This window comes from Pikeienuella sp., assembly GCF_046290545.1.
GTDB lineage: Bacteria > Pseudomonadota > Alphaproteobacteria > Rhodobacterales > Rhodobacteraceae > Pikeienuella.
Genome location: NZ_JBKAGV010000017.1, coordinates 244,346 through 268,482, shown reverse-complemented (window position 1 = coordinate 268,482; position 24,137 = coordinate 244,346). Strand labels below are relative to the sequence as shown.

Annotated in this window: 23 protein-coding genes; 10 read left to right on the top strand and 13 right to left on the bottom strand. The window is 68.9% G+C overall.

Annotation, left to right across the window (positions count from 1 at the left end; translation table 11 throughout):
• Positions 1-31: 31 nt before the first annotated feature.
• Positions 32-658, bottom strand: a complete 627-nt coding sequence (locus ACE37J_RS17820; RefSeq protein WP_409713629.1) for a division plane positioning ATPase MipZ — start codon at positions 656-658, stop codon at positions 32-34.
• Positions 659-733: 75 nt separating this feature from the next.
• On the opposite strand from ACE37J_RS17820, the gene ACE37J_RS17815 reads away from it, so the two are divergent.
• Positions 734-1,573 (top strand): hypothetical protein, encoded by an 840-nt coding sequence (locus ACE37J_RS17815; protein WP_409713626.1) that lies wholly within the window; start codon positions 734-736, stop codon positions 1,571-1,573.
• Between the two features lie 493 nt (positions 1,574-2,066).
• Here ACE37J_RS17815 and ACE37J_RS17810 read toward each other — a convergent pair whose 3' ends face one another.
• Both ACE37J_RS17810 and carA read right to left on the bottom strand, forming a co-directional pair.
• Entirely contained in the window at positions 2,067-3,881 is a 1,815-nt protein-coding gene (locus ACE37J_RS17810; RefSeq protein ID WP_409713623.1) for a glycosyltransferase family 2 protein, read from the bottom strand.
• 185 nt (positions 3,882-4,066) lie between these two features.
• The gene (gene carA / locus ACE37J_RS17805; RefSeq protein WP_409713620.1) at positions 4,067-5,206 is read right to left on the bottom strand and encodes a glutamine-hydrolyzing carbamoyl-phosphate synthase small subunit; all 1,140 of its coding nucleotides are present in this window, start codon (positions 5,204-5,206) and stop codon (positions 4,067-4,069) included.
• Positions 5,207-5,399: 193 nt separating this feature from the next.
• Between carA and ACE37J_RS17800 the strand changes: the two genes are divergently transcribed.
• Together ACE37J_RS17800 and ACE37J_RS17795 are read left to right on the top strand one after the other, a co-directional pair.
• On the top strand, positions 5,400-5,852 hold the full coding sequence (locus ACE37J_RS17800; protein ID WP_409713617.1) for a GatB/YqeY domain-containing protein: 453 nt from the start codon (positions 5,400-5,402) through the stop codon (positions 5,850-5,852).
• Positions 5,853-5,893: 41 nt separating this feature from the next.
• A complete protein-coding gene (locus ACE37J_RS17795; protein WP_409713613.1) occupies positions 5,894-6,829 on the top strand; it encodes a DMT family transporter in 936 nt (311 codons plus the stop codon).
• Between the two features lie 121 nt (positions 6,830-6,950).
• On the opposite strand, the gene ACE37J_RS17790 is transcribed toward ACE37J_RS17795, so the two are convergent.
• Complete coding sequence (locus tag ACE37J_RS17790) at positions 6,951-7,364, bottom strand: tellurite resistance TerB family protein (protein ID WP_409713610.1); 414 nt, start codon at positions 7,362-7,364, stop codon at positions 6,951-6,953.
• Between the two features lie 93 nt (positions 7,365-7,457).
• On the opposite strand from ACE37J_RS17790, the gene ACE37J_RS17785 reads away from it, so the two are divergent.
• Positions 7,458-9,044: a lysine--tRNA ligase gene (locus ACE37J_RS17785; protein ID WP_409713607.1), complete on the top strand. Its 1,587-nt coding sequence runs from the start codon at positions 7,458-7,460 to the stop codon at positions 9,042-9,044.
• Here the strand turns inward: ACE37J_RS17785 and ACE37J_RS17780 are convergent.
• The 5 genes from ACE37J_RS17780 to ACE37J_RS17760 all read right to left on the bottom strand — a co-directional run bounded on the left by ACE37J_RS17780 (position 9,031) and on the right by ACE37J_RS17760 (position 15,369).
• Positions 9,031-9,405: a Lin0512 family protein gene (locus ACE37J_RS17780; RefSeq protein ID WP_409713604.1), complete on the bottom strand. Its 375-nt coding sequence runs from the start codon at positions 9,403-9,405 to the stop codon at positions 9,031-9,033. The two genes, ACE37J_RS17785 and ACE37J_RS17780, sit on opposite strands and share 14 nt — an antisense overlap.
• Positions 9,406-9,475: 70 nt before the next feature.
• Positions 9,476-9,817, bottom strand: a complete 342-nt coding sequence (locus tag ACE37J_RS17775) for a Lin0512 family protein (RefSeq protein WP_409713601.1) — start codon at positions 9,815-9,817, stop codon at positions 9,476-9,478.
• Positions 9,818-10,492: 675 nt separating this feature from the next.
• Positions 10,493-12,868, bottom strand: coding sequence for a CHASE2 domain-containing protein (locus tag ACE37J_RS17770; protein WP_409713598.1), 2,376 nt, complete (start codon positions 12,866-12,868; stop codon positions 10,493-10,495).
• A gap of 501 nt (positions 12,869-13,369) precedes the next feature.
• Entirely contained in the window at positions 13,370-14,128 is a 759-nt protein-coding gene (locus ACE37J_RS17765; RefSeq protein WP_409713595.1) for an SDR family NAD(P)-dependent oxidoreductase, read from the bottom strand.
• The gene (locus ACE37J_RS17760) at positions 14,125-15,369 is read right to left on the bottom strand and encodes a capsular biosynthesis protein (RefSeq protein ID WP_409713592.1); all 1,245 of its coding nucleotides are present in this window, start codon (positions 15,367-15,369) and stop codon (positions 14,125-14,127) included. The genes ACE37J_RS17765 and ACE37J_RS17760 overlap by 4 nt, the downstream gene beginning before the upstream one ends.
• Positions 15,370-15,458: 89 nt before the next feature.
• Between ACE37J_RS17760 and ACE37J_RS17755 the strand changes: the two genes are divergently transcribed.
• On the top strand, positions 15,459-16,691 hold the full coding sequence (locus ACE37J_RS17755; protein ID WP_409713589.1) for a capsule biosynthesis protein: 1,233 nt from the start codon (positions 15,459-15,461) through the stop codon (positions 16,689-16,691).
• Positions 16,692-16,701: 10 nt separating this feature from the next.
• Here the strand turns inward: ACE37J_RS17755 and ACE37J_RS17750 are convergent, their stop codons facing one another.
• Both ACE37J_RS17750 and ACE37J_RS17745 read right to left on the bottom strand, forming a co-directional pair.
• Positions 16,702-17,361 (bottom strand): ABC transporter ATP-binding protein, encoded by a 660-nt coding sequence (locus tag ACE37J_RS17750; RefSeq protein WP_409713586.1) that lies wholly within the window; start codon positions 17,359-17,361, stop codon positions 16,702-16,704.
• Positions 17,362-17,372: 11 nt separating this feature from the next.
• Positions 17,373-18,143 carry an ABC transporter permease gene (locus ACE37J_RS17745; RefSeq protein ID WP_409713583.1) on the bottom strand — a complete coding sequence of 257 codons (771 nt, stop codon included), beginning with the start codon at positions 18,141-18,143 and terminating at the stop codon, positions 17,373-17,375.
• 189 nt (positions 18,144-18,332) lie between these two features.
• Between ACE37J_RS17745 and ACE37J_RS17740 the strand changes: the two genes are divergently transcribed.
• Genes ACE37J_RS17740 through nthA form a run of 4 tightly spaced genes read left to right on the top strand, consistent with a single transcriptional unit; the run spans position 18,333 to position 21,558 of the window.
• Positions 18,333-19,601 carry a hypothetical protein gene (locus tag ACE37J_RS17740; RefSeq protein ID WP_409713580.1) on the top strand — a complete coding sequence of 423 codons (1,269 nt, stop codon included), beginning with the start codon at positions 18,333-18,335 and terminating at the stop codon, positions 19,599-19,601.
• An 8-nt stretch (positions 19,602-19,609) separates the two neighbouring features.
• Complete coding sequence (locus ACE37J_RS17735; RefSeq protein ID WP_409713577.1) at positions 19,610-20,590, top strand: hypothetical protein; 981 nt, start codon at positions 19,610-19,612, stop codon at positions 20,588-20,590.
• 46 nt (positions 20,591-20,636) lie between these two features.
• The gene (locus ACE37J_RS17730) at positions 20,637-20,924 is read left to right on the top strand and encodes an SH3-like domain-containing protein (protein WP_409713575.1); all 288 of its coding nucleotides are present in this window, start codon (positions 20,637-20,639) and stop codon (positions 20,922-20,924) included.
• Positions 20,914-21,558, top strand: coding sequence for a nitrile hydratase subunit alpha (nthA, locus tag ACE37J_RS17725; protein WP_409713572.1), 645 nt, complete (start codon positions 20,914-20,916; stop codon positions 21,556-21,558). Before ACE37J_RS17730 ends, nthA begins: the two co-directional genes overlap by 11 nt.
• A gap of 50 nt (positions 21,559-21,608) precedes the next feature.
• Here the strand turns inward: nthA and ACE37J_RS17720 are convergent, their stop codons facing one another.
• Positions 21,609-22,241 carry a sulfotransferase gene (locus ACE37J_RS17720; RefSeq protein WP_409713569.1) on the bottom strand — a complete coding sequence of 211 codons (633 nt, stop codon included), beginning with the start codon at positions 22,239-22,241 and terminating at the stop codon, positions 21,609-21,611.
• A gap of 153 nt (positions 22,242-22,394) precedes the next feature.
• Positions 22,395-23,510: an alanine dehydrogenase gene (gene ald / locus ACE37J_RS17715; RefSeq protein WP_409713566.1), complete on the bottom strand. Its 1,116-nt coding sequence runs from the start codon at positions 23,508-23,510 to the stop codon at positions 22,395-22,397.
• Between the two features lie 115 nt (positions 23,511-23,625).
• Here ald and ACE37J_RS17710 point away from each other — a divergent pair, with 115 nt between their 5' ends.
• On the top strand, positions 23,626-24,108 hold the full coding sequence (locus ACE37J_RS17710; RefSeq protein WP_409713563.1) for an Lrp/AsnC family transcriptional regulator: 483 nt from the start codon (positions 23,626-23,628) through the stop codon (positions 24,106-24,108).
• Positions 24,109-24,137 lie beyond the last annotated feature (29 nt).

Sequence of the window (24,137 nt, the reverse complement as noted above, 5' to 3'; positions counted from 1 at the left end):
TTCTAGCGAAGGCGCGCCCCCCGCGCCATACTCAGCCGAGGATGCGGAGGATCGACGCCGCCAGCGCCTCGATCTCCTCCGCCGCGCGGGAGCCTTTCGCCGTCTCCGTCACGCCTGCGCCGGCGGCGAAGGCAGCGGCGAAGGCGACGCGATTGCCGATCCGCTCGGGCAGGAGGTCCGCGCCCTCCGCTTCGAGCTGCGCCGCCATCTCCTCGATCACGGAGCCGCGGGGCGGCACGCGGTTCAGCACCACTCGCGCATCCGTGCCCTGCTTGGCGGCCATCCGCAACGTCGCCCGCGTCGCCCAGACATCGGGCGCCGAGGGCTGCGCCGGGACGATCACGAGGTCCGTCTCCCGCAGCACCCGGTTCAGCATCACGTCCGCCACGCCCGGGCAGTCGATGAAGATCAGGTCGGCGTCCCGCGCCGCCTTGGAAATGTCGGCGCCCACGCGCCATTCGCTCGATTCCGTGAGGTCCATGCCCGCCTCGCCGGTCCGGCGGATGCGCTCGTCCATCCAGCCGGTCAGCGTCCTCTGCGGGTCGAGGTCGATCAGCGCCGGGCGGTGCGACCCGAGGAGCGCGACGGCGACCTGCGCGAGCAGCGTCGTCTTGCCGGCGCCGCCCTTCTGCTGCGCGAATGTCAGGACCTTGGCCATCTCGTCGTCACCCCGCTATCGTCGCGCGATGGTAACAGGCCTGTTGCAGTGCAGCAATCGCATAAGGCGAAGGCGATGAGGCCGCGTCTCGTGATCCATATCGGCATGCACAAGACCGGGTCAAGTTCGATCCAGCACTACCTTTCGCGCAACAGGCGGCTCCTGCGGCTCCTCGGGGTGCTCTATCCGGACTCGATCGGGGCGGACGGGCGGCGCCAGCCGAAGCACGCCGCGCTCTTCGACGCGATCAGCCATGAGGCCGATCACGGCCGCCCGCATCCCGCCTACGGCCCCTCTGCGGCCTTGGTGGAGACGCTCGCGCGCCGGATCGAAACCTCCGGCGCACGGGTCGCGGTTCTGAGCGCGGAGGGGTTCTCGGGCCCGAAGCCGGATTTCGCCCGCGCCCTCGCGCCGCTCGCCGCGCGGTTCGATGCGAGAGTCGTGGTGTTTCTGCGGCGGCCCGATCTCTGGGCCGAGAGCTTTCACAGGCAAATGGTGATGAGCCGCCAGGTCCGGGAGGCGCGGCCGCTCCGCACCTTCCTCGCTTCGCCGGAGATGCAGGCGCATCTCGACTGGCCGCGCATCATCGGCTGGTGGCGGGAGGCGTTCGGCGCCGGCGCCGTCCGCATCCTCGCCTTCGCGCCCGGAGCGGGCGGTCCGGCGCCGGCCCGCGCCTTCGCCGCCGCCGCGTCGCTCCCGCGCCCATGCCTTCTGCTTCCGCATCTCGGCGCGCATCGCAACAAGGCGCCGGACGAGGCGCGGCTCCTTGCCGCGCTGCGCAAAAACGCCTCCGCCGCGGGGGCGCGGGAGGCGGCGCCCGACTCGGCCCTCCTCCCGCTCAGCGAGGAGGAGCGAAGCGCGTTCCTCGCCATTCACGCTCCGGGGTGGAAATTGTTCACGAATGCGGGGAAATGACCGCCACTGATTTTCCACGAACGGCGGGGCGCATCGCCCCCACCCTCTGCAAGAGACCCGGGGGCGTTTGGAATCCGAAGCCAGATCTGCCTTATTTCGGCCTTAAATGTAATTCAATGCTTTTTTTCATAAGCTTAAAATCATCTCCGAGCCCCAGTTCCGCCTTAATCCAACCCCCTCCACTCACGCTTCGCGAATGGTGGGGGTGGAGCCGCTCCGCGGCGGCCATTGATTCTCTTGTTTTCGCGAACGGCGAATTATCGCGCACGCCCTTGCGAAGCGTGTCGCGGAATAAAGCGAAAGATGTATATTTAACCAATGAACAGCGACGTCGGGTTCGTTCCCTCCACAACAGACGAGCCCGTGAAATCCCGCCCCACAACGGGATTTAAGTCCTGACAGGCGCGATCTTCGATCGCCCGCTTCGGCGTCCCGGGACTTGCCCCACAACCCGGGACGCCGTCACCATCTCCTGAGACTGGCGTCAGGCAGGTCAGCCGCGGGAAGCATCGTCGCCAAGTGCGCGGCGTCTCAGATCCTGAGCGATCCGGCCGACGCCATGCCGCGTCTTGCGCCATTTCGTGGGGGCGGTGGCCAGTTCCCAAACGGCGAGATGCGCCGCGACGGCGCCCAGCGCCCAGTAGGCCGGCAGGGTCAACGCCCAGCCCGCGAAGCCGAGCCGCCCGCGCCGCCAGAGCCCCAGAGCCGCGGCGGCGAACATCGCCGGAAGCACCGCAGAGGTCGTCCACCGCAGCGCCCGGACGGCGCCCCCCGCCTGCGTCGCGTCGATGTCGATCGCGAGATCGAGGAACGAGATCGCCCAGAGCCAGGGAAGGAGAAGGTAGCCGAGCACGGCGGAAAGCAGCACCGCGTTGAAGCCGAGAAAGCGCCACGGCCCGAGATCGGCGAGGAGCGCGCCGGGCCGCCGCATATGCGTCGCCCAGGTGGCGAGATATCCCTTCAGCCAGCGCGAACGCTGCCGGATCCAGGCGCCCGGCCGGCTCGCCGCCTCTTCCTCGGTGAGCGAGTGCGAAAGCCCGGTGCGCAGCCCGGCCCGGGCCAGCATCATGCCGAGATCGGCGTCCTCCGTTACATTGTGACTGTCCCAGGCGCCGACCGCCTCCAGGGCGCCGCGGCGGATGAAGAGCGAGGTCCCGCCGAGCGGCAGCGGCATGCCGAGCCGGAAGAGGCCGGGCAACATCGCGTCGAACCAGCTCGCATATTCGATCTCGAAACAGCGGGTGAGCCAGTTCTCCTTCGCATTGTAATAGCCGAGCCGCGCCTGGAGGCAGGCGACGTCCGGCGGCGAGGCGGCGAACTGCTCGACGATCCGGCGCAGCTGGTCCGGCGGCGGGCGGTCCTCCGCGTCATAGACGCCGACGATCTCCCCGCGCACGAAATCGAGCGCGAAGTTCAGCGCCCGCGGCTTCGTCCGCGGCGCGCCGTCCGGCGCGATGATGATCTCGAAATGCGGCGGAGGGGCGAGCGCGCGGAAGGCCTCAAGCGTCTCGTCGTCGTCGCTTTCGAGGATGATCTTGATGTCGAGAAGCTCCGGCGGATAGTCCAGCGCCATCAGCGCCGCCAACAGCAGCGGCGCCGTCTCCGGCTCCCGGTAGAGCGGGACGAGCAAGCTGATGACCGGCGGGGCGCGATAATCCGAAAGGCGTAGCGCCGGCGGCGGCGGCTCCCCCCGCCAGTCCGGCCGGGCGACAAGCGCCGCGCCCCAGAGCGCGCCGTTGAGTCCCATCACCCCCGCCGCGCCCCAAACCGCGAGCGTCAGCGCGGCGCCCGGATCGAATGCGACGGCCCCGGCGAAACCAGCCGCCGCCGCACCGGCGCCGAGGCTCTGCCACCGCGCGAAGCCGGCGCGAAGGCTCGCCCCTTCCGGCCGGCGCGTGGCGGAGCGGAGCGCGATCGGCGCGCCATAGGCCCCGATCAGCGCCTGGCTGAGCGCGCGCCCCTCCGCCGCGACGAAGCCGGCCGCACGCGGCGAGGCGGCGAGTTCTGGTGCGGCGGCGGCGTAGATCACGCCGCCCGCGCCCTGACGCCATGGCGCGATCCGGTTGCGCAGGAGGTGTTCGATCTCCCCGGGCTCCAGCAAGGCGGCGTCGAGCGGCTCATGGCGGAGATCGGCGAAGTCCAGCCCGGATTGCCTCGCCGCCGCCGCCGCCACCGCCGTGGCGTCGGCGCCCCCGCGAAAGGTCAGGATGTCGCCGATCCGCGCGCGGCTCACCGCCTGCGCCTCGATCGCGCGCGTCAGCGCCGCAGCGTCGATTACCCCGTCCGCCAGCAGAATTTCGCCGATCATGCGCCGGTCCGCGGCGCGCCGCGGCGAGAGGTCGCCATCCTTTGGCATCAGCGGCGCCGCACGCGCAGCAAGCAGGTCATGTGATCCACTTGGTCCCCCTCCGACTCGCGGAAGCGAGGCCGAGTCGAATCAAGCTGTCAGAATTCCATTAAAAGGTCATTAACTATTGAAAATGGAAACGCCCCTCATCGCATGGACGCGAGGAACCGCTCGAAGAGATAGAAGCTGTCCTGCGGCCCGGGGCTCGCCTCCGGATGATGCTGAACGGAAAACACGGGCCGCCCCTTCACGCGCAACCCGCAATTCGACCCGTCGAAGAGCGAGACATGCGTCTCCTCCACTCCGTCCGGCAGCGTCTGCGCGTCGACCGCAAAGCCATGATTCATCGAGGTGATCTCGACCTTGCCGGTCTCCACCTCGCGGACGGGATGGTTCGCGCCGTGATGGCCGTGATTCATCTTCACCGTCTTCGCGCCGAGCGCGAGGGCGAGCATCTGGTGGCCGAGGCAGATGCCGAAGAGCGGCAGCCCCGCCTCCAGCACGCCGCGGATCATCGGCACCGCGTATTCGCCCGTCGCCGCCGGGTCGCCCGGCCCGTTGGAGAGGAAGACGCCGTCCGGCTCATGCGCCAGCACCTCCTCCGCCGTCGCCTTCGCCGGGAGGACGACGATCTCCGCCCCCGCCGAGGCGAGGCAGCGCAGGATGTTCCGTTTGGCGCCGAAATCGACGGCGACGACCTTCTTCCGCGGCGCCTCCTGCCGCGGGAAGCCGCCGGGCCAGGCCCAGCGCATCTCGTCCCAGCGATAGGCCTGCGGCGCGGTGACGCCGAGCGCGAGGTCGGCCCCTTCGAGCCCGGCGAAGCCGCGCGCCGCGGCGATCAGCCGGTCCGCATCCGGCGCGCCCGCGGCGGAGAAGCCGAGCGCGGCGTGCGGCATCCCCTTTTGCCGGATCGCGCGGGTGAGCCGCCGCGTGTCCACTCCGCCGATGGCGACCGCGCCGCGCCGCGCGAGCCAGCGCGAGAGATCCTCCGCCGCGCGCCAGTTGGAGGGCGCGGTCGGGTCCATCCGGGTGACCATGCCAAGCGCGGCGGGCCGGTCCGCCTCCTCGTCCTCCGGGTTGGCGCCGACATTGCCGACATGCGGAAAGGTGAAGGTGACGATCTGCCCCGCATAGGACGGGTCGGTCATGATCTCCTGATAGCCAGTCATCGCGGTGTTGAAGCAGAGCTCTCCCACCGCGATCCCCTCGGCGCCGAACCCGCGCCCGTGAAAGAGGGTCCCGTCCGCAAGGGCGAGGGTGGCGTTCGGCGCGGGGCGTGAGGTCATGGGAAGGATCCGTTCAGGGTCGCGCGAAGCTAGTGGCCTCCCCCCGGCCCGTCAACACCGGGACCAGAGCGGGGAAAACCTCTATGCGCCAGATGGTTAATGGGGCCGAGACGGATTTGCGAAAATGCTGCGCCTGCGTTAAGGTCTTCGTCACAGAGTCGCCGCGCGACGCCAAATCGGGATCGAACCGGACATGCGAGACCGCATCAACGCCGCCCTCAAGGCGGCGATGAAAGACCGGGAGCAGCAGCGGGTCTGCACCCTCCGCCTCATGAACGCCGCGCTGAACGAGCGGGAGATCGCAACCCGCACAGGGGATGACCGGCCAGGCATCGACGATGCCGAATCGCTCGACGTGCTGAGCCGAATGGTCAAGCAGCGCGAGGAGAGCGCGAAGGCCTATGACGAGGGCGGCCGCCCCGAGCTCGCGAACCAGGAACGGGCGGAAATCCGCATCATCCGCGAATTCATGCCGAAGCCGCTCGCGCCGGAGGAGGTGCAGGCCGCCGTCCAGGCCGCTATCCGAGATTCGGAGGCGAGCTCGATCAAGGACATGGGCCGCGTCATGGGCGTGCTGAAGGCGAAGTATCAGGGCCGCATGGATTTCGGCAAGGCCGGCGCCGCCGTGAAGGACATGCTGGCCTGAACCCGGCTTGACGCGGCCCGCCCGCCGGCGGAAGGAAGGGCATGGCCCTTCCCGATCCGGCGGCTGAAAGCCCACTTCCCCCGCCGCCCGCGCCCAGATCCGCCCCTGCGGAAGACAATGCGCGCGGCGCCGCGTGGATGATGCTCTCCGTCTTCTTCGCCTCGGCGATGACCCTCGCGGTCCCCTGGGCGGCGCTGGAGCTGGACAGCAGGATGATCGTCACGCTCCGCGCCATCGGCGGGGTCATGATCTGCCTCGCCGGCCTCGCCCTCATACCCCGGCTGCGAAAGGAGCTGCGCTTCTCCTCGCCCTGGCGGCATGTCTGGCGCGGCGCGCTGATCGGCGTCTCGACGCAGTTCGGCTTCTACGCGCTCACCGCGCTGCCGCTGACGCTGGCGACCGTCCTCTTCTTCACCGCCCCGATCTTCGCCGCCATGCTCGCCGTGCCGATGCAGGGGGAACGGATCGGGCTCCGGCGCGCTTCGGCGATAGGCGCGGGGTTCCTCGGCGTCCTCATCGTGCTCCGGCCGGGAACCGCGGGGTTCGACCTCGCGATGCTGGCGGCGCTCGTCTCCTCCGTCCTTTTTGCGTTGGCGCTCCTCTCCTCTCGCGGGCTTTCGGTGAGGGACGGGCCCTTCGCCGCCTACCTTTCCTCCGCGGCGATGAGCGTGCTGATCTCGCTGCCCATCGCCCTTCCCGTGTGGTCCCTGCCGGTGAGCGGCGGAGGCTGGGCCGCGCTCGCCGTGGTCGTCGTCGCCTCGCTGACGCGGAACATCGGGGACCTTCAGGCCTATCGCTGGGCGGAGGCCTCGCTCCTCGCGCCGCTCTCCTATCTCCGGCTGATCCTCATCGCCCTTGGCGCCTGGCTTCTTTACGCGGAGCTTCCGGACGGCTGGACGATCGCGGGCGGCGCGGTGATCATCGGGGCCGCGCTCTACATCGCGCGGCGGGAGCGGCTGGCGAAGCGGGGCGGGTAGGCTGGAACCGGCCGGGCGGAGGCGCAGCGCCCCCCCGCTCGCCCCTTGGCCCGGGCGTCCAGCCCTGGCCGCGGCCGGCCTCGCCCGAGCGCGCCGCGTCTTCGCCCGAAAGGCCTCTGCTTCAGAACCTCTGATGCCGCGCCCGCGCCCCGCGCTCGATGGCTGCGGCGGCGAGGCGGCCGACGCCGAGATCGTGGCGGAGCATCTCAAGCAGCCTCAGTTCCGTCATCTTCACCGCCCCGTCCGCCGCGGCGATGTCGCAGGCGAGCGCATACGCCGTCTCCGCGAAGCGTTCGGGCAGCGCGTCCTTCACAAGCCCGATCAGCGCGTCGATCCCGTCCTCCTCGGAAAAGAGGTCGCGCACCACGTCGTTCACGCCGCGCACCCGGTCCTTGTCGTAGCCTTCGAAACAGGGCAGCGCGTCGATCGTCCGGTCGATGGAGAGCAGCTCCTCGGTGGACTGCATCTCGTCGGCGGCGGAGATGGCGATCATCACCGCGACCAGCGCATCCTGGGGGCTCATCACGTCGGACATGGGAACAGGCTCCGCTTTCGTTCGGGCGGACATTATTGACCGCCCCTCCCCCCCGCAATAGGAGAGGCGCGCCTTCAGCGGGAGACGAGGATCATGACGGACTTGCGCGCCTTCGCCGAAACCTCGCGGGCCTGGCCCTTCGAGGAGGCGCGCCGGCTCGTCAAACGCTATGAGAAAGCGCCGCCCGAAAAGGGCCATGTGCTCTTCGAAACCGGCTACGGCCCCTCGGGCCTCCCCCATATCGGCACCTTCGGCGAAGTCGCGCGGACGACGATGATCCGCCGCGCCTTCGAGCTTCTGTCGGACATCCCGACCCGCCTTCTCTGCTTCTCCGACGATATGGACGGGATGCGGAAGGTGCCGGACAATGTGCCGAACCCCGAGATGCTGCGCGAGCATCTCCAGCGCCCGCTCACCTCCGTGCCCGACCCGTTCGGGGAGTTCGAGAGCTTCGGCCACCACAACAACGCGATGCTGCGCCGGTTTCTGGACACGTTCGGCTTCGACTACGAGTTCGCCTCCGCGACCGAATACTACAAGTCCGGCAAGCTGGACGAGATCCTCCTCCGCTGCGCCGAGCGCTATGACGCGATCATGGCGATCATGCTGCCGTCCCTTGGGGAGGAGCGGCGGCGGACCTATTCCTGCTTCCTGCCGATCCACCCGGAAACGGGCCGCGTCCTCTACGTCCCCCTCAAGCATGTCGATGCGAAGGAGGGGACGATCACCTTCGACGACGAAGTGGGGCGCGAATGGACCCTCCCCGTCACCGGCGGGCAGGTGAAGCTCCAGTGGAAGCCGGATTTCGGCGCTCGCTGGGCCGCGCTCGGCGTCGATTTCGAAATGTACGGGAAGGACCACCAGTCCAACACCCCGATCTATGACGGCATCTGCCGCGCCCTCGGCGTGCGCCCGCCGGAGCATTACGTCTACGAACTGTTTCTGGACGGCGAGGGGCAGAAGATCTCGAAGTCGAAGGGCAACGGCATCTCCATCGACGAATGGCTGCTTTACGCGCCGACGGAGAGCCTCGCCTATTTCATGTTCCAGAAGCCGCGCACTGCGAAGCGCCTGCATTTCGACGTGATCCCGCGCGCGGTGGACGAATACCACCAGCAGCTCGCCGCCTATCCGCGGCAGGACGAGGCGCAGCGGCTCGCCAACCCCGTCTGGCACATCCATGAGGGGAACCCGCCGGAGAGCACGCTCATCGTCCCCTTCTCCATGCTCCTCAACCTCGCCTCCGTGGCGAGCGCGGAGAAGAAGGAGACGCTCTGGGGCTTCATCCGCCGCTACGCGCCCGGGGCGAGCCCGGAGACGCATCCGGCGCTCGACGAGGCGGCGGGCCATGCCGTCCGCTACTATCAGGACTTCGTGAAGCCCGCGAAAACCTACCGCGCCGCCGACGCGAAGGAGAAAGCCGCCCTCTCCGACCTCGCCGCCCGGCTCGACGCCTGGGAGGGCGGGGCGGATGCGGAGGCGCTGCAGACGCTCTGCTACGACATCGGCAAGGCGCATGAGTTCGAGCCCCTGAGGGACTGGTTCCGCGCCCTCTACGAAGTCCTCCTCGGCGCCTCGGAAGGCCCCCGCTTCGGCGGCTTCATCGCCCTCTACGGCGTGGCGGAGACGGCGGCGCTGATCCGGGAGGCGCTTTCCGGCGCCTTCCTCACGAAGCCCTGAGCCGCCAGCGCCCCTCGGGCACGTCGACATGGACGATGATCGCCGCCGCGGCCAGCACCGCGTCGGAGCCCCCCGGCGCGCCGAGCCCGGCGGCGGAGACGCCGCCCGTCTCCACCTTCACCTCGACCGTCCCGTAGGGCGGAATCGCGGCGATGGCCGCGCGGTCCACCTTCTCCGGCTCCGGAACGCCGATCAGGATTTCCACCCGCATCGTCTTCGGGTCCAGTTCCAGCGCGCGGAAGAGCGAGAGGGAGGAGCGGCGGAGCGCATCCTCCACCGCCCGCCGCGCCGCCTTCGTCATGTCGCCGCCATGCAGGTCCGCCCCCGCGCCCGTCTCCAGCATGATCCGCCGCAAGGTCATCTCCGCCTCCCGCTCACGACACGTCGCCGATCCCCGGCCCTGAGCCGGGGCCCCGCAGGCAAGCGCGGTCTCATTCCGCCCGCTCCACGTCGAAGGAGACCGAGACGACCGCATTGGCGATGATCGTAGCGCCCGTCGCCGTCGGCGCCCGGAGCCCCCCTTCCACCGCCTCGACCGTCACCACCCCATAGGGCGCCGCCGCCGCCACCGAAGCGAGGTCCACCGAGGCCGCCCCGGGCACGCCGACGCGGATATCCACCAGCATCGCCTCCTTCGGAAAGCCCAGCGCATCCGCGACCGTCAGCCCGTTCCGGTGCAGCGCATCCGCCACCGCCCGCCGCGCCGCCTTGGTCGCATCCTCCCCGCGCAAGTCCGTCCCCGCGCCGAATTCCACGGCGAGCTGTTTTTTCATGACCGTCCCCTCCGCTGTCGACGCCAGATAAGGCAGTTTGCGGCGCGCCCGCCACTTCATTTATGGCCGGCGGGAGCGAATGCCGGGCGGCGGATCAATCCCGAGACGGCAAACCGCCTCACGCACCCGGCCGGGCGCCCGGGCCATGACGGGTTGAAAGCCGGCTTCGCGACCTCTTCGTATCCGAACCCGGCATGGCCATGGCCGATCTCGATTTCGAGGCGCCGCACAGGCGATGCCGCTGGTCGAGAGCCGGAGGAGCCTGCAGGAGAAGGGGAAGTGGAAGAACCTCCCCGGGATCCGCAACAAGGTGGAGGCGCGCTTCCTCCGCCCCGCCCTCCCCGGCGAGTCGATCCTCGCCTTCCCGCTCGTCCGCGCCTTCGCGCCGCTGGATGCGGATGCGGCGCGGCGATCCCGCGAGCCGTTCGGCGCGCGGGGTTTCGAAAGGTCGTCTTCTCCCTCCCCATCCCGCCCTGACCGAAAGGCGAAGCCCTCCGCGCCGGGCCCTCCGGCTCGTGCGGGAGGCGCTCGGCGATGCGGGCTTGGCGTCGGAAATCGACGCGCCCGTCGCCCGGTCGCTGGGCGGGTGAAAACGCAGTGTCACAAAAGTGACATAAAACTATCCAACGATTTCAATGAAAAACAGGGGATTTCCATGGAAATCCGCTCCGGCCCTCACTTCGCCGTCGCCACGTAGACCCCGTCCCAGTCCGCCGGCGGCGGGCTCCGCCGATATTCCGCGATCCGCTCAAGGAACACCTCCACCAGGCCCGCAGGCGAATAGGCGTCAAGTTCATAGGTCGCCGCCCGGCGATAGGCGGCCTCCGCCCGGTCCCAGTCCTGCGCCTTGTAGGCCGCCATGCCCTCCGCCACCGCGTCGCGGAGCGCGAGATAGGTGGGGTCGCCGAGCAGGTCCGCCTCCCCCGCCACGGTCCAGATCGTCTCGGGCCGGCTCCGCCCCTTCACCGCCACCGCGTCGATCTCGATCAGCGCGAAGGCGTGGGCGACGCCCTTCGCCGTGTTGTTGCCGATGCAGTTCCAGAGCCCGTACTGCTTGGTGATCCCTTCGAGTCGGGACGCGAGGTTCACTGCATCGCCGATGCAGGAATAATCGAGCCGCATCTTGGAGCCCATCGCGCCGACCGCGCAGGGGCCGGTGTTCACCCCCACGCCGATGTCGATCTCCGGGAAGCCGAGCGTGACGAACCGCTTGTTGATCTCCACCAGCGCGTCCTTGAACTGGAAGAGCGCGAGCGTCGCCTGCTCCATATGGAGCGGCGATTTCCGCGGCGCGTTCCAGAAGGCCATGATCGCGTCGCCCATATACTTGTCGATCGTGCCCGAGTTGCGGATGATCACGTCCGTCAGCGGCGTCAGGAACTCGTTGATGAAGAGGATCGTCTCTTGCGGCGTCATCTTCTCGGTGATGGTGGAGAACTTCCGCACGTCGCAGAACATGATCGAGAGGTCGCGCTGGTCCCCGCCCGGCGTGAGGTACCGCTCCGGGTCCTCCGCGATCTCGTCGATCACGTCGGGCGACATGAAATGCGCGAACTGGTTCTTCACCGCCCGCTTGTCCCGGTCCGCCCGGACATAGTTGTAAACGGTCAGCGTCCCCCAGGGCAGGAACACGCCGAGCGCTGGATAGACCGGGCCGAGCAGGAATCCCGAAAGGTCGAAGGCGAACCATGAGGCGGAGACGACGCCGACCGCGCCGAAGGCCGCAGCGACGCCTGCAAGCGCCGTGCGGTTGTAGGCGAGGAGAAGCGAGGCGATCGCCCCCATCAGCAGGATGAAGAGCCGCTCCGCCCCCGTCCCCCAGTCCGGCTGCGATATGAAGACAGGCTCCGAGAACCGCTCGATCTCCGCATCCAGCTCCGCGATCTTCGCCCGCGCCGCCTCAGCCTCCTCGCCCGCGAGCTGCGGCAGGGCCTCCGCCAGTTCATCCCGCCAGGCGATCCGGTCCGTGCGGAAAAACTCGGAGATGATCTGCTCAGCCAGCTCCGCATGGACGTTCACCCCCGCCGCCGCCGGCTCGAACGGCGTGGCCACGAGGTCGAGGAGGCCGGGGGCGGAGGTGCCGATGAAGATCACCTTGCCGGCGACCTTCGCCGCCACCTCCTCCGGAATCTCGTCCGCAAGGATGTCGGCGGCGGAGACGACGCGCTCCTTCCGCTCCACGCTGTTGCCGGAATAATAGACATAGAGCCCGCCATCGGCCTCGACCGGAATCTCCATCGGCCCGACGCGCATGGAGGCGATGCCCGCGCCCGTCGCCCCCAGCTCGCCGCTCGCGTCGTTCGACTTCACAAGGATCGAGCCCGCCTGGAAGCCGACGCGGATCGCCTCCAGCGCCAGCGTCGGCACGATCTGCTCCTCCACCCGCGTCAGGAGCGGCACGCGGCGGATCACGTCCGCCCGCTCCGTCCCGAGCGAGAAATTGCCGACGCCGGAGGCGGAATGGCTGAGGATCGGCAGGTTCACGTTCGCCGAGGCGAAGGCCGGAATCGCCGGGCGCGGGTCCGAGCCCGACCAGGAGATCCCGGCGCGCGTGGGCGGGCGAGAGCCCGAAGGGTCGTTGTTCAGCACGACGCCGAGCACGACCGGGCTCTCCGCGATCGCCGCGCCGAAGACGGCGTCATGGTCCCTCAGCGTCTGGTCGAGCCGCGCCTCCGCGTTCGGATCGTATTTCCGCCAGCTCTCCACCACGCGCGCGGGCGAGGTCCGGTCCGGCTCCGCGAAGACGACGTCATAGGCGATGGAGATCGCGCCGAGCTGCGTCAGCCGCCGCGTCAGCTCCGCCATCTCCGTCCGCGGCCAGGGCCATTGCCCGAGCGCCTGGAGGCTCCGCACGTCGAGATCGACGACGAGGACCGGGGCGGAAGGGTCCACCTGCCGCGGCTTCAGCCTCTGATACTGGTCGAACGCCGCCTCGTTGATCGCCCGGAGCCCGGTCGGGTTCCAGACCTGCAGGCCGAGGATCATGGCGGTTGCGATCAGGCCGTAGAGGAAGGGCGCCCAGCGGAAATCCGTGCGCCGGCGATGGCTCATCTTCCGCGTCTTGCGGCGGAGCCGGCGCCAGATGCGCCAGAGCCGGTATGGATTGCGCCATTTCATGAAGCCGCGAAGCCCCCCTCCCGCTCCGCGAACCTATCGCCGCCGCCCCGGCCGCGCCAGAGCCGGAAGCGCCCCGCCCGCCGGATGCGCTCATAGACAGCGCGCCTGGTGAACATCCGGTTGAAGGCGCGGCGAAACCGCGGGCGAACGCGGGGCGCCTCCGGCGCAGCGCGAACCGCGCAGCCGACCGGCTCCGACTGATGAAGGTCTCCGCCGGTCGGCCGCTTACGGCCCGCCCGGCGATGACGTCTGAAATCCTTGCTCTCTCAAAATGACCGGGGGATCGGCGGGTGGCTGACCGCCTCCTTCCGGCGCCGGCCGAACAGTCTCCTGTGGTTCAGCTTCGCGCCGTCGCGCTTCAACAAGCTTCGCAGGCGCCAATGGCCGAAGCGACGCCACTCGCTCGCCGGCACGCGCAGAAGCAGGGGTAGGCGCCTAGTCTTCACCGATCCGCGCGGCGTAGCGCCGTTCGAACCAGTCGGACAGGACAGGCGGCAGGCGGTTGCCGAGGAAGATCATCGCGGAGAACAGGAACGGGAAGGTCAGCGCCCCGCGCCGCTTCTCCGCCGCCCGGAGAATCAGCCGCGCCGCCCGCCCGGCAGAGACTTCGAAAGGCTTCGGCCCGTGGTGGCGCGCGCTCATCGGCGTCGTCACGAAACCGGGGCAGATCACCGTTACCGAAACGCCCTTAGCCCGGAGGCCGGAGCGGATCGCCTGCCCGTAGGCGCGCACTCCGGCTTTCGCGGCGCTGTAAGAAGGCAGATCCGCCGAGGGGCGAATGGCGGCGATTGAGGAGACGAGGGCGATGCGCCCGGCGCCCCGTGCGATCATCCGCGGCATGAGCGGCTCGACCGTCGCGATCATGCCGAGGAGGTTCGTCTCGATCACGAAGCGGGCCTGCCCTTCGGCCTCCGGCAGCCCGCCCCGCGCCACGCCGGCGTTCGCGATGAGAAGGTCGACGGGCGCGCGGTCGTCGAAGTCCAGCAGCCGGGCGCGAAGCGCATCCGCATCGCGGAGGTCGATCGCCGCCGTCTCGGCGGCCGCGCCCTTCGCGCGGGCGGCTTCCGCCACCGTCTCCAGCCGCTCCGCGTTCCGGCCGACAAGGAGCAGCGTAACGCCGGGCCGCGCCGCCTCCGCCGCGAGCGCGGCGCCGATCCCGCTCGACGCGCCGGTGATGACGACGGAACGGATCACGCCGTCGCCTCCCGTCGCGGCCAGGGCGGCGGCGCGAGCATCCGCGCCGCCATCGCCGCCGCGCCCGGCTTCACGCCCTCGCCGTCGAATCCGCCGGGAAGCTGGATCGACGCCGCGAGCGCCCGGAGGAATAGGTCGAGCCGCGGCGGCTCAGGCGGCGCGGACTCCCGCCAGAACTGGTCCAGCCCGCGCTGGAAGGTCAGGCCCGGCAGGTCGTAGATCGCCGTTCCGAGGGCGATGACCGGCGCTCCCGCGCGGAGCGCGGAAAGCCCGACCGTGGAGTTCGCCACCACAACGCCCGCCGTGCGCGGCAGCATCGCTTCGAGATCTCCGCCGTCGAGATAGAGGCAGCGGGCCGTGACGGCGGCCTCCCGCGCCGCCGCCTCGACCTTCCGCCGCCACCCGGCCCAGAGATGATCCAGCGGATGCACCTTCACCACCAGCAGCGCCTCCGCCGGCGCATGGGCGGCGAAGCTGCGGACCGCCTGCTCCATGAGGGCCGCGACGCCCCCTGGCGGCGCGTGAAGGCGCATCTGGAAGTCCGCGTCGAGCTGGAGCGGCAGGAAGAAGACCGGCCCCTCATGCGCCGCAATGCGCGCCTCCGCCGCCCTCAGGGCGCTGGCGCGGGCGGGGGCGCGCAGGAGCTTGTTCCAGATCCAGCCGGACCATTCCGTCAGCGGATGGTCGGGCGAATGGCGGCGGTAATGCGGGAACATCGCCCATGAGGCGAGGAGGTTGGCGAGACTGAAGGCCACGTCCTTCGCCGCGTACTCGATAAAGCTGGCCGCGAAGCGCGGCGACGGGAGGCCCGGCGCACCCGCCGCCAGTGCGGCGATTTCGGCCCAGTCGCGCGGAAAGCGGCTGCGCCCGCCCGTGCCGTCCGGCTCCAGCGTCAGCCAGCCGGGCCGGAGATAGCCGAGTTCCACGACATGGACGCGAATGCCGAGCGCCTGCGCCGCCTGCGCCGCCTCGTCATGGAGCCGCCGCCCGTCCCCCAGCATGACGATGTCCGTCGCCCCCTCCGCGCGCAGGAAGGCCTCGATCCAGCCGCGCCACTCGTCCTGCCGCCCGCGAAAGGAGACGGCGCCGGGCCCGCGCCAATAGAGACGGTCCCCGGGGCAGAAGAGAACCCGACGCACTCCGGCGCCCGTACGCCGCAAGGCGGCTGCGAGTTCGGTGAAGAATTCGGAATAGGGTCCCTGCAGAAGCACGAAGACCCGCTCCCGCCCGTCCGTCTCCATCCAGCGCCCTTCCCTCGGCCCGGCCCCGCGCTTGCCCTCTCGCGTCCGAACATGCAAGAGGCGCGCGGAGGCGGGGAGAGGCGGAAGACGTGACGGAGCGGCGGAATTTCCTGTTCCTGCAGGGGCACCATTCCCGGTTCTGGGTCGAGCTGGCCGACGCGCTGAGAGCGGGCGGACACGGCGTTGGCAAGGTGCGCATCTCCGGCCAGGACATTCTGTACTGGCCGCGCCTCGGGGCCCGCTCCTATCGTGGGCCGAAGGCAGGCTGGCGCGCCTGGATCGAGGCGCATATGGCGCGCGAGGGTGTCACCGACGTGCTCTATTATGCGGACCGGCATCCGTGGAACGTCGATGCGCTGGCGGCGGCGAAAGCGCTCGGCATCCGCGCCTGGTCGATCGAGTTCGGATACCTCCGGCCCCACTGGCTGACGCTGGAGCCGGAGGCGATGGGCGCCTTTTCGCGTTTCCCGAAGGATCCGGAGACAATCCGGCGGCTCGGCGCGCCGGGAGGGGAGGATCCGCTGGCCGACGAGGCGCGCTATCCGACCGGCTTTCTGGCCGAGGCGATGGCGGATATCGGCATGTTCGCTTCCACCATCGCCTTCTGGCCGCTCTATCCGCATTACCGGCTCGATCTGCCCTATACGCTCTTCACCCACTACGCCTGCTGGATCGCCGCGCTTCTGCGCGAGGGCCGGGAGGAGCGGGCGGCGCGGGCGGTGCAGGGCCGCTGCATGGAGCCGGGGGCGGATTACACGCTCTTCGCCATGCAGCTCGCGCAGGACTATCAGATCCGCGCCTCCTCCCCCTATGACGACTATGCCGACATGATCGGGGAAATCCTCGACTCGATGGCCCGCGCCGCGCCAGCATCCCGCCGGTTGATCGTGAAGATGCATCCGCTCGACAGCGACTGGCGCGGCTGGCGGCGCAGGGTGCCAGATATGGCGCGGGCGCGGGGGCTTGGCGACCGGGTCGACCTCATCCGCGGGGGCGATCTCGGGGCGCTTATCCGCCATGCCCGGAGCGCGGTGATGGCGAATTCGACGGTCGGGCTCCACTGCCTTAAGGAAGGCGTGCCGGTGAAGACGCTCGGCTCGGCTGTCTACGACATTCCTGGACTGACCCATCAGGGGACGCTGGACGCCTTCTGGGCGTCGCCGGAGCCGGTGGACCGGGCGCTCGAGGCGGATTTCCGCCGCGCGCTGGCGCGGGAGATCCAGATCAAGGGCTCCTTCTTCCACAAGGAAGGCCGTCGACGCGCCGTTGCGGAAGCCGCGGAGCGGCTGACGCGCCGGGCCTTCCCCTACTGGGCGCGCTGAAAGCCCTGGATCAGCGGATCGCCATGTTCTCCTCATGCGCGGCGATGGCGTCCTCGATGTTCTCGTAGTATGTCATTTTCCCGTCTTCGAGCACTGCACCGGCCTTACAATAATCGGTCAACGTGTTCATCGAATGGGAGACCATGATAACGTCGGATTTTGATAGTTTATCGGCGAAGACAGCGCGGCACTTTTTGCGGAAATTGGCGTCGCCAACCGCCGTCGTCTCGTCCACGAGATAATAGTCGAAGGCGATCCCCATCGAGACGCCGAAGGCGAGGCGCGCGCGCATCCCGCTCGAATAGGTGTTCACCGGCATGTAGAGGGCCTCCCCGAGTTCGGAGAAGTCGGCGACATAGTCGATCAGCGTCTCCACGTCGCAGCCGTAGATTCGGGCGACGAAGCGGACGTTCTGCGCGCCGGAGAGCATGGCGTGGAAACTGCCGGAGAAGCCAAGCGGCCAAGAGACGCTGCCATGCCGGACGATGCGGCCCTCGTCCGGCTCCACCGTGCCGGCGATCATGTTGAGCAGGGTGGACTTTCCGGCGCCGTTGCGCCCGAGGAGGCCAAGGCTCCGCCCGCGCGGGATGGTCAGCGTCACTCCGTCGAGGATCACGCGGCGCACCTTTCCGGTGCGATAGATCTTGGTGAGATTCTGGAGTTCGATCATCCCGGCCCGCTTCAGCGCTGCTCGATCAGGAAGGTCTTGTTCGAATAGACGAGAAAGAGCCCGAGGGTAAGGAAGACGACCCCAACGCCGCCAAGATAGAGTTCGGAAATATAGGCGCCGTCATAGATCGGATAGAAGCCCTTGCGCATGAGGCCGACAGCGTGGATCAGAGGATTCCACCACAGTATGTCCTGCGCCAGACGCGGCATCTCGTCGAAGGTGAAGAAAACGCCCGAGATGAGAAAGAGCGGCCGGGTGAGAATGCGATATACGTTCTGGTAGGTCGGCACATAGGCGAAGATTACCGCATTGGTCGCTCCGATGCCGACACCTAGGACGCTCGCATAGATCACCGCCTTCAAGATCGCCTCGAAATCATAGCTGGTCCGGATGTCCTCGACCTGCACGATGCCGGTGAAGATCAGCGCGCCGGCGACCGACAGCGTGAAGAACTGGAGCAGCGCGCGGGCTAGGATCGTATCGATCGGGGTGACGCGCGGATAGGTGAGGAGCGGCCGGTTCATGATCACGGCGCCAGCGGAAAACTGGGATAGCTCCATGTAATAATGGAAGGTGATGAAACCTGTCGCGAAGAAGAGCGCGAAACTGTCTCCGAGCGCGGGCGTGCGCACGACGAAGCTGAAGACGACCGTGAGAACCGCGATAATGCCCAGCGGCTCTAGGACGGCCCAAGCATAGCCGCCGGCCGATTTCCCGTATCGGGTCGACATCTCGCGCATCATCAGGGCGACGATCACGCGGATATTTATGAATCTCGGCAATGCAGCCTCCACCGCCGGCTCGCGCCGCCCCGGATGTAGGTTCTGGCGAAGGCGAGGGCTAGCGACGGCGCGGCCAATTGTCAAAGCCCCTCGCCGCGCGGCGAGGCGCTCTGCGTTGCATTGGCGGACGAATGCCAGCATATCGGCGGGGCGTGGGCCCGATCCGCGCGCCGGGACAAGGACCGGCCGATGGCGAAAGAGATGACCAAGGCGAAGGCGAACCTGCCCGAGGCAGGCGATGCGGCGATGCCCGAACCCAGGCCCGGGCCGCGCGCGCTGCGCGCGGAGGCGGCGGGGCAAGGGCAGGCCGGCGCGCTAGCCCGCCGCGCCGGTCCACCCCGCCGTCAGCGCCTGCGGGCGGAGGCGCGATTCCGCACCCGACACTGGCTCCTCCTCGTCAGCTTCTTCGTGCTGGTGGTCGGACCGACGGTCTATGCGAACTGGTATCTCCACACCCGCGCGGCGGACCAGTACGCCTCTCGCCTCGCCTTCACGATCCAGTCCGATGACGGGCCGACCTTGAGCTCGCTCGGTCAGATCTTTGGCGGAACGGCGACCGGCGCGGCGGACGATGCGGAGATCCTCTACGGCTTCATCCAGAGTCAGAACCTCGTCGAGAAGCTCGAATACGAACTCGGCCTCCGCGAGCGCTTCAACCGCGTCATGGAGACGGACTGGTTCTTCGCCCTCGGGGACGATCCCTCGATCGAGGCGCTGACCGATTACTGGAAGAGCATGGTCATAGTCTCCTTCAGCGCCGGGATCGTGGAGGTCGAGGTGCGGTCCTTCGAGCCGCACGATTCGCAGGAGATCGCCCTTGCCGTGCTGGCCGAGAGTACCGATCTCATCAATCGGCTTTCCGCTGAGGCGCGGGAGGACGCGGTGCGCGACGCGCGACTCTTTCTCGACGAATCGGCCGAGCGGCTGCGCGAGGTGCGGCTCGCCATCGCCGCGCTCCGGGCCGCGGAGCAGCGGGTGGACCCGAGCCTCGACGTGCAGGCCCTGATGAAGCGGATCGGCGAGCTCGAAGCCACGCTGACGGAGGAGCAACTGCGGCTCGACCAGTTGCGCCAGTTCGCGGCCGACGACGATTCGCGCGTAGTCACTACGGAGCGCCGTATAGCCTCGCTGGAGTCGGCGGTGGCGTCGGAGCGCGCGAAGCTCGCCTCGGGCGGGGACGGGCCGACGCTCTCGACCGCAGTAGGCCGTTTCGAGGAGCTGACGGTGGACCGGGAGTTGGCCGAGCAGGCCTATTCCGTCGCCCTCGCCTCGTTCGAGAACGCAAAGGCGGAGGCGCGGCGCCAGCAGCGCTACCTCTCCGCCCATGTCTCCCCGACGCTGTCCGAAAAGCCGGAATATCCGCAGCGCTATCTCCTCGGGGCGCTGACCGGGCTCTTCCTCTTCATGGGCTGGGTCGTGCTCGTCATGATCGGCTATAACGTCAAGGACCGGCGCTGAGCCCCGCCATGCTGCGGCGCCTTCTCGCCCGCGCGCTGACGACGCTTAACTCGCCAACCGCGGACCTCTATTTCGCGAATGCCTGCGCGGACTGGCTCGAGGCAGGGCTGGTGACGCGTTATGCGCCCACCGTTTTCGCCTCAGCGGCCACGCGGCTTGTCATCCGGCATGACGCGCGGGCGGGGCGGGCGAGCCTCCGGCCGCATCATGTCTATCTGATCGACGACGCGATCGACCTCGAAGGCGCCGACTCCGCGCTCTCCCCCTACTGGCGGTTCAAGCTGGAGCGGGTGGAGCGCGCGGCGGCGGCGCGGTTCCTGCCCTGGGCGCGGGCCGTCGTCGTCTCCGCCGATCCGCTGGCGGCGATGATCAGGGCGCGGGCGCCGGAGGCGGATGTGCGGCGGCTCGATCCCTATTGGGAGACCGGCTTCGCCGACCTGTCGCATCACGAGGCGCCGGGGCCGTTCCGCGTCGCCTTTCTCGGCTCGCAGGTGCACGGGCCGGATTTCGCGCCGCTCGCGCCGGTGCTGCGGGATTTTCTGGAGGTTTGGCCAGAGGCGGAGCTGATCGTCGGCGGCGGGCATGGACGGCTCGTCCAGCATCCACGGGCGCGCGACCTCGGGGCGATGGGCTGGGCGGATTGGCGACGGGCGCTGCCGGGGCTACGCCCGCATGTCGCGCTCTATCCGCTGGCGGAGACGCCCTTCAACGCCGCGCGCTCGCTCAACAAGTTGATCGAGCACGGGATCGCCGGCGCTGCAGGGCTCTACGCCGCACACTGGACCCCCTCCCGGCGCGCGGCGGAGGCGGGCGCGGGCCTCGCCCTCGGGCCCGACCCCCGCGAATGGCGCGCGGCGCTGGACGCGCTCGCGGCGGACCGGGCCCGCGCCGCCTCCATGGCCACCGCCGGGCAGGCGCTGGCGCGGCGGCTGAACGACCCGGCGCCGCAGCGGGCGCTCTGGGCGGAGCTTCTGGAGATCGACGCTTGAGAGCCGCGCGGGCCGGCGATAGGCTCGCGCCGACAGGGAGGCGGCGATGGTCTATCGGGTCGGAGAGGCGGTTCGGCTGAAGCGGATGGCGCCGCCGGGCCATGTGCGGACGCCCTGGTATCTCCGCGGGCGGACAGGGATCATCGAGCGCGACCTCGGCGAGAGCCATGACCCGGAGGCGCTGGCCTATGGCTGGCCGGAAATCCCCCGCCGCCGGCTCTACCGCGTCCGCTTCACCATGGCGGAGGTCTGGGGCGACCGGGCCGAGCGCGCGCAAGACCGGCTCGACGCCGAGATATTCGACCACTGGCTGGAGCCCGCCGATGCCGCATGATCCTCACGACCATGACCATGAGGGCATGAGCCCCTCGGGCCATCCCTACCGCCCCGATCAGGACTCGCCGCTGACCCGATTCCAGAAGATGGAGATCGCGGTGCGGGAGCTTCTCGTCGAGAAGGGCGTGGCGACGGAGGCGGAGATTGCGGACCAGGTGGCGCGGATGGATGCGCGGACCCCGGCCCGCGGCGCCGCCGTCATCGCCCGCGCCTGGACAGACCCTGCCTTCAAGGCCCGCTTGCTGGAGGACGGCTCCGCCGCCTGCACGGAGATGGGCGCGCCGGTGGACGCGCTCCGCCTCATCGTCGTGGAGAACACGCCGGAGGTGCACAACGTGATCGTCTGCACGCTCTGCTCCTGCTATCCGCGCAACCTTCTCGGCCTGCCGCCGGACTGGTACAAGCAGCGCGCCTATCGCAGCCGCACGGTGATCGAGCCGCGGAAGGTGCTTTCCGAATTCGGGCTCGATCTGCCGGAGGACGTGACCGTTCAGGTCCATGATTCGACGGCGGACATGCGCTATCTCGTCCTCCCCATGCGCCCCGAGGGGACCGAAGGGATGGACGAGGCCGCGCTCGCTGCGCTGGTGAGCCGCGACGCCATGATCGGCGTCGCGGTTCCGAGGGTTTAGCGGAGCACAAGCCTCCGCATGGTCTCACCTGCCAGCGGCCAGCGGTGCGTCTATTGCGGCTCCGCCGCCAAACGGGACAAGAAAGCTTGCAGATGCGGGGCGGCAGCTTTTACCCGCGCTCTCGGAAGATCGGCGAGCGCACCGATCCTAGGCGAGCGTGCATGCGGCGCCTTTGGCGCACCTTCTTCGGATTTTCCGAGAAAACGCGAGAGCGCCTTCATGTCGAAACCATCGTCGAGGTCGATACAGAGAAAATCGGCCCGCCCGCTCATCTCTGACATCACACTATCATCATGCCGCTCGAATACATAACGCATTATTGCTTCGTCGAAGCCAATGACGCCATAAACCGCGAGCCTGATCTGATCGCGTAGAAGCGTGTATTGGCTTGAGGGCCCCGTCGCAGCCCAGTGGCGGCGAACCGATCCGATCCAGGTCTCTACGTTGCGTCGGGTGTGGATCACACGAAGATCGGGCCGCACCTCTCTCAATCGCCGCCAATAGGCGGGAACCGGCGCGTCGCTCACGATGTCGTAGCGGCTGAATATCTCGTCGGTGAAGCGGCCGTTGAGCCAGGGGATGGCTTCGCGATCAGGATAGTGAATGCCGGCGAAGCCGAAGGAGAGGCAAGCGAGGTGAAGAGATGTCGTCCCCGTTCGGCTCAATCCCGTCGCCACGATCACGGCAGCCTCCGTCAACTCCTGTTCTGCAGTCGCCCGGGGCTTCGCGCTTACTCCCCTGGCGGCCAGAATAGGGCCGAAAGGGGGTTTCCTCCAAACTTCAATCTTGGGGCTGCGCAGGCGTGCGTTGAGCCCGCGCAGCGCGGATTGGCGGACTTACCGCAGCACGAGCCGCGGCGAGATCACGTCGATCCCGAGCGCCTCGCCCACGGCGTAGTAGGTCAGCTTGCCGGCATGGACGTTGAGCCCCTCGGCGAGGTGCGGATCTTCCTGGCAGGCCTTCCTCCAGCCCTTGTCCGCAAGGGCGAGCATGAAGGGCATGGTGGCGTTGCCGAGCGCGAGGGTGGAGGTGCGGGCCACGGCGCCGGGCATGTTGGCGACGCAGTAATGCACGATCCCCTCCTCGATATAGATCGGGTCGTCATGCGTCGTCGCGCGCGAGGTCTCGAAGCAGCCGCCCTGGTCGATGGCGACATCCACCGCCGCGGCGCCGGGCTTCATTTTCTTCAGGAGGTCGCGTTTCACCAGTTTCGGCGCGGCGGCGCCCGGAACGAGGACGGCGCCGATCACCATGTCCGCCTTCGTCACCTCCTCCTCGGTGGCGGCGCGGGAGGCGTAGCGGGTGCGGATGCGGCCACCGAACGTGTCGTCGATCCACCGCATCCGGGGGAGCGAGAGGTCGAGCACGACGACGGAGGCGCCCATGCCGGCGGCGACCCGCGCCGCGTTGATGCCGACCACGCCGCCGCCGATGACGGCGACCTCGGCCGGGCCCACGCCCGGCACGCCGCCCATCAGCACGCCGCGGCCGCCATTGGCCTTCTGGAGCGACCAGGCCCCCATCTGCGGCGCGAGCCGCCCCGCGACCTCGGACATCGGCGCGAGGAGCGGCAGGCCGCCCACCGCGTCCGTCACGGTCTCGTAGGCGATGGCGGTGACGCCGGAGGCGAGCAGGTCCTCCGTCTGCGGCCGGTCCGGCGCGAGATGGAGATAGGTGAAGAGGATCTGCCCTTCGCGCAGGCGCCTGCGCTCCGCCGCCTGCGGCTCCTTTACCTTCACGATCATCTCCGCCTCGGCGAAGACTTCCTCGGCGCTCCCGGCGATGCGGGCTCCGGCGGCGAGATAATCCGCATCCGGGAAGCCGGCGCCGGCCCCCGCACCGGTTTCGACGATCGCCTCGTGGCCTCGGGAGACGGCCTCGCGGGCCGCCATCGGCGTGAGGCCGACACGGTATTCCTGATTCTTGATCTCTTTCGGGCAGCCGATGCGCATGGCGTCCTCCTTTTCGCAACGGGATGCTGTATATCGCGCATCGTGCCGATGATGTTTGCGAATTCCTGTTGCGACGCCGCCGGTCTTGCGCAGAGTCTTCGACAGGAGGATCATCATGCGCAAGGAATCGCCGGAAACGCCGCTTGATGCGATCGACCGCCGCATCCTGACGCTCCTGCAGCGGGAGGGGCGGCTCACAAACGCCGACCTTGCCGAGCGGATCAACCTCTCCGCGTCCGCCTGTCACCGGCGGGTGAAGCGGCTGGAGGCTTCGGGGGTGATTCGGGACTATGTGGCGATGCTGGATCCGCGCGCCGTGGGCCGGCGCGCGACCGTCTTCGTCGAGGTCACGCTGACCGGTCAGTCCGAGGAATTGCTGGACGCCTTCGAATCCGCCGTCGCCCGCGTGCCGGACGTGCTCGAGTGCCACCTCATGGCCGGGGTCGCAGATTACCTCCTGAAAGTTCTGGCGCGGGACAGCGACGATTTCGCCCGAATCCACCGCCAGCACCTGACGCGCCTGCCCGGCGTGCGCGAGATGCATTCGAGCTTCGCGCTCCGCACCGTCTTCGGCGCGACAGCGCTGCCGCTGGACTGAGGGCGATTGCGCGGGCAGGTTCATGGCCA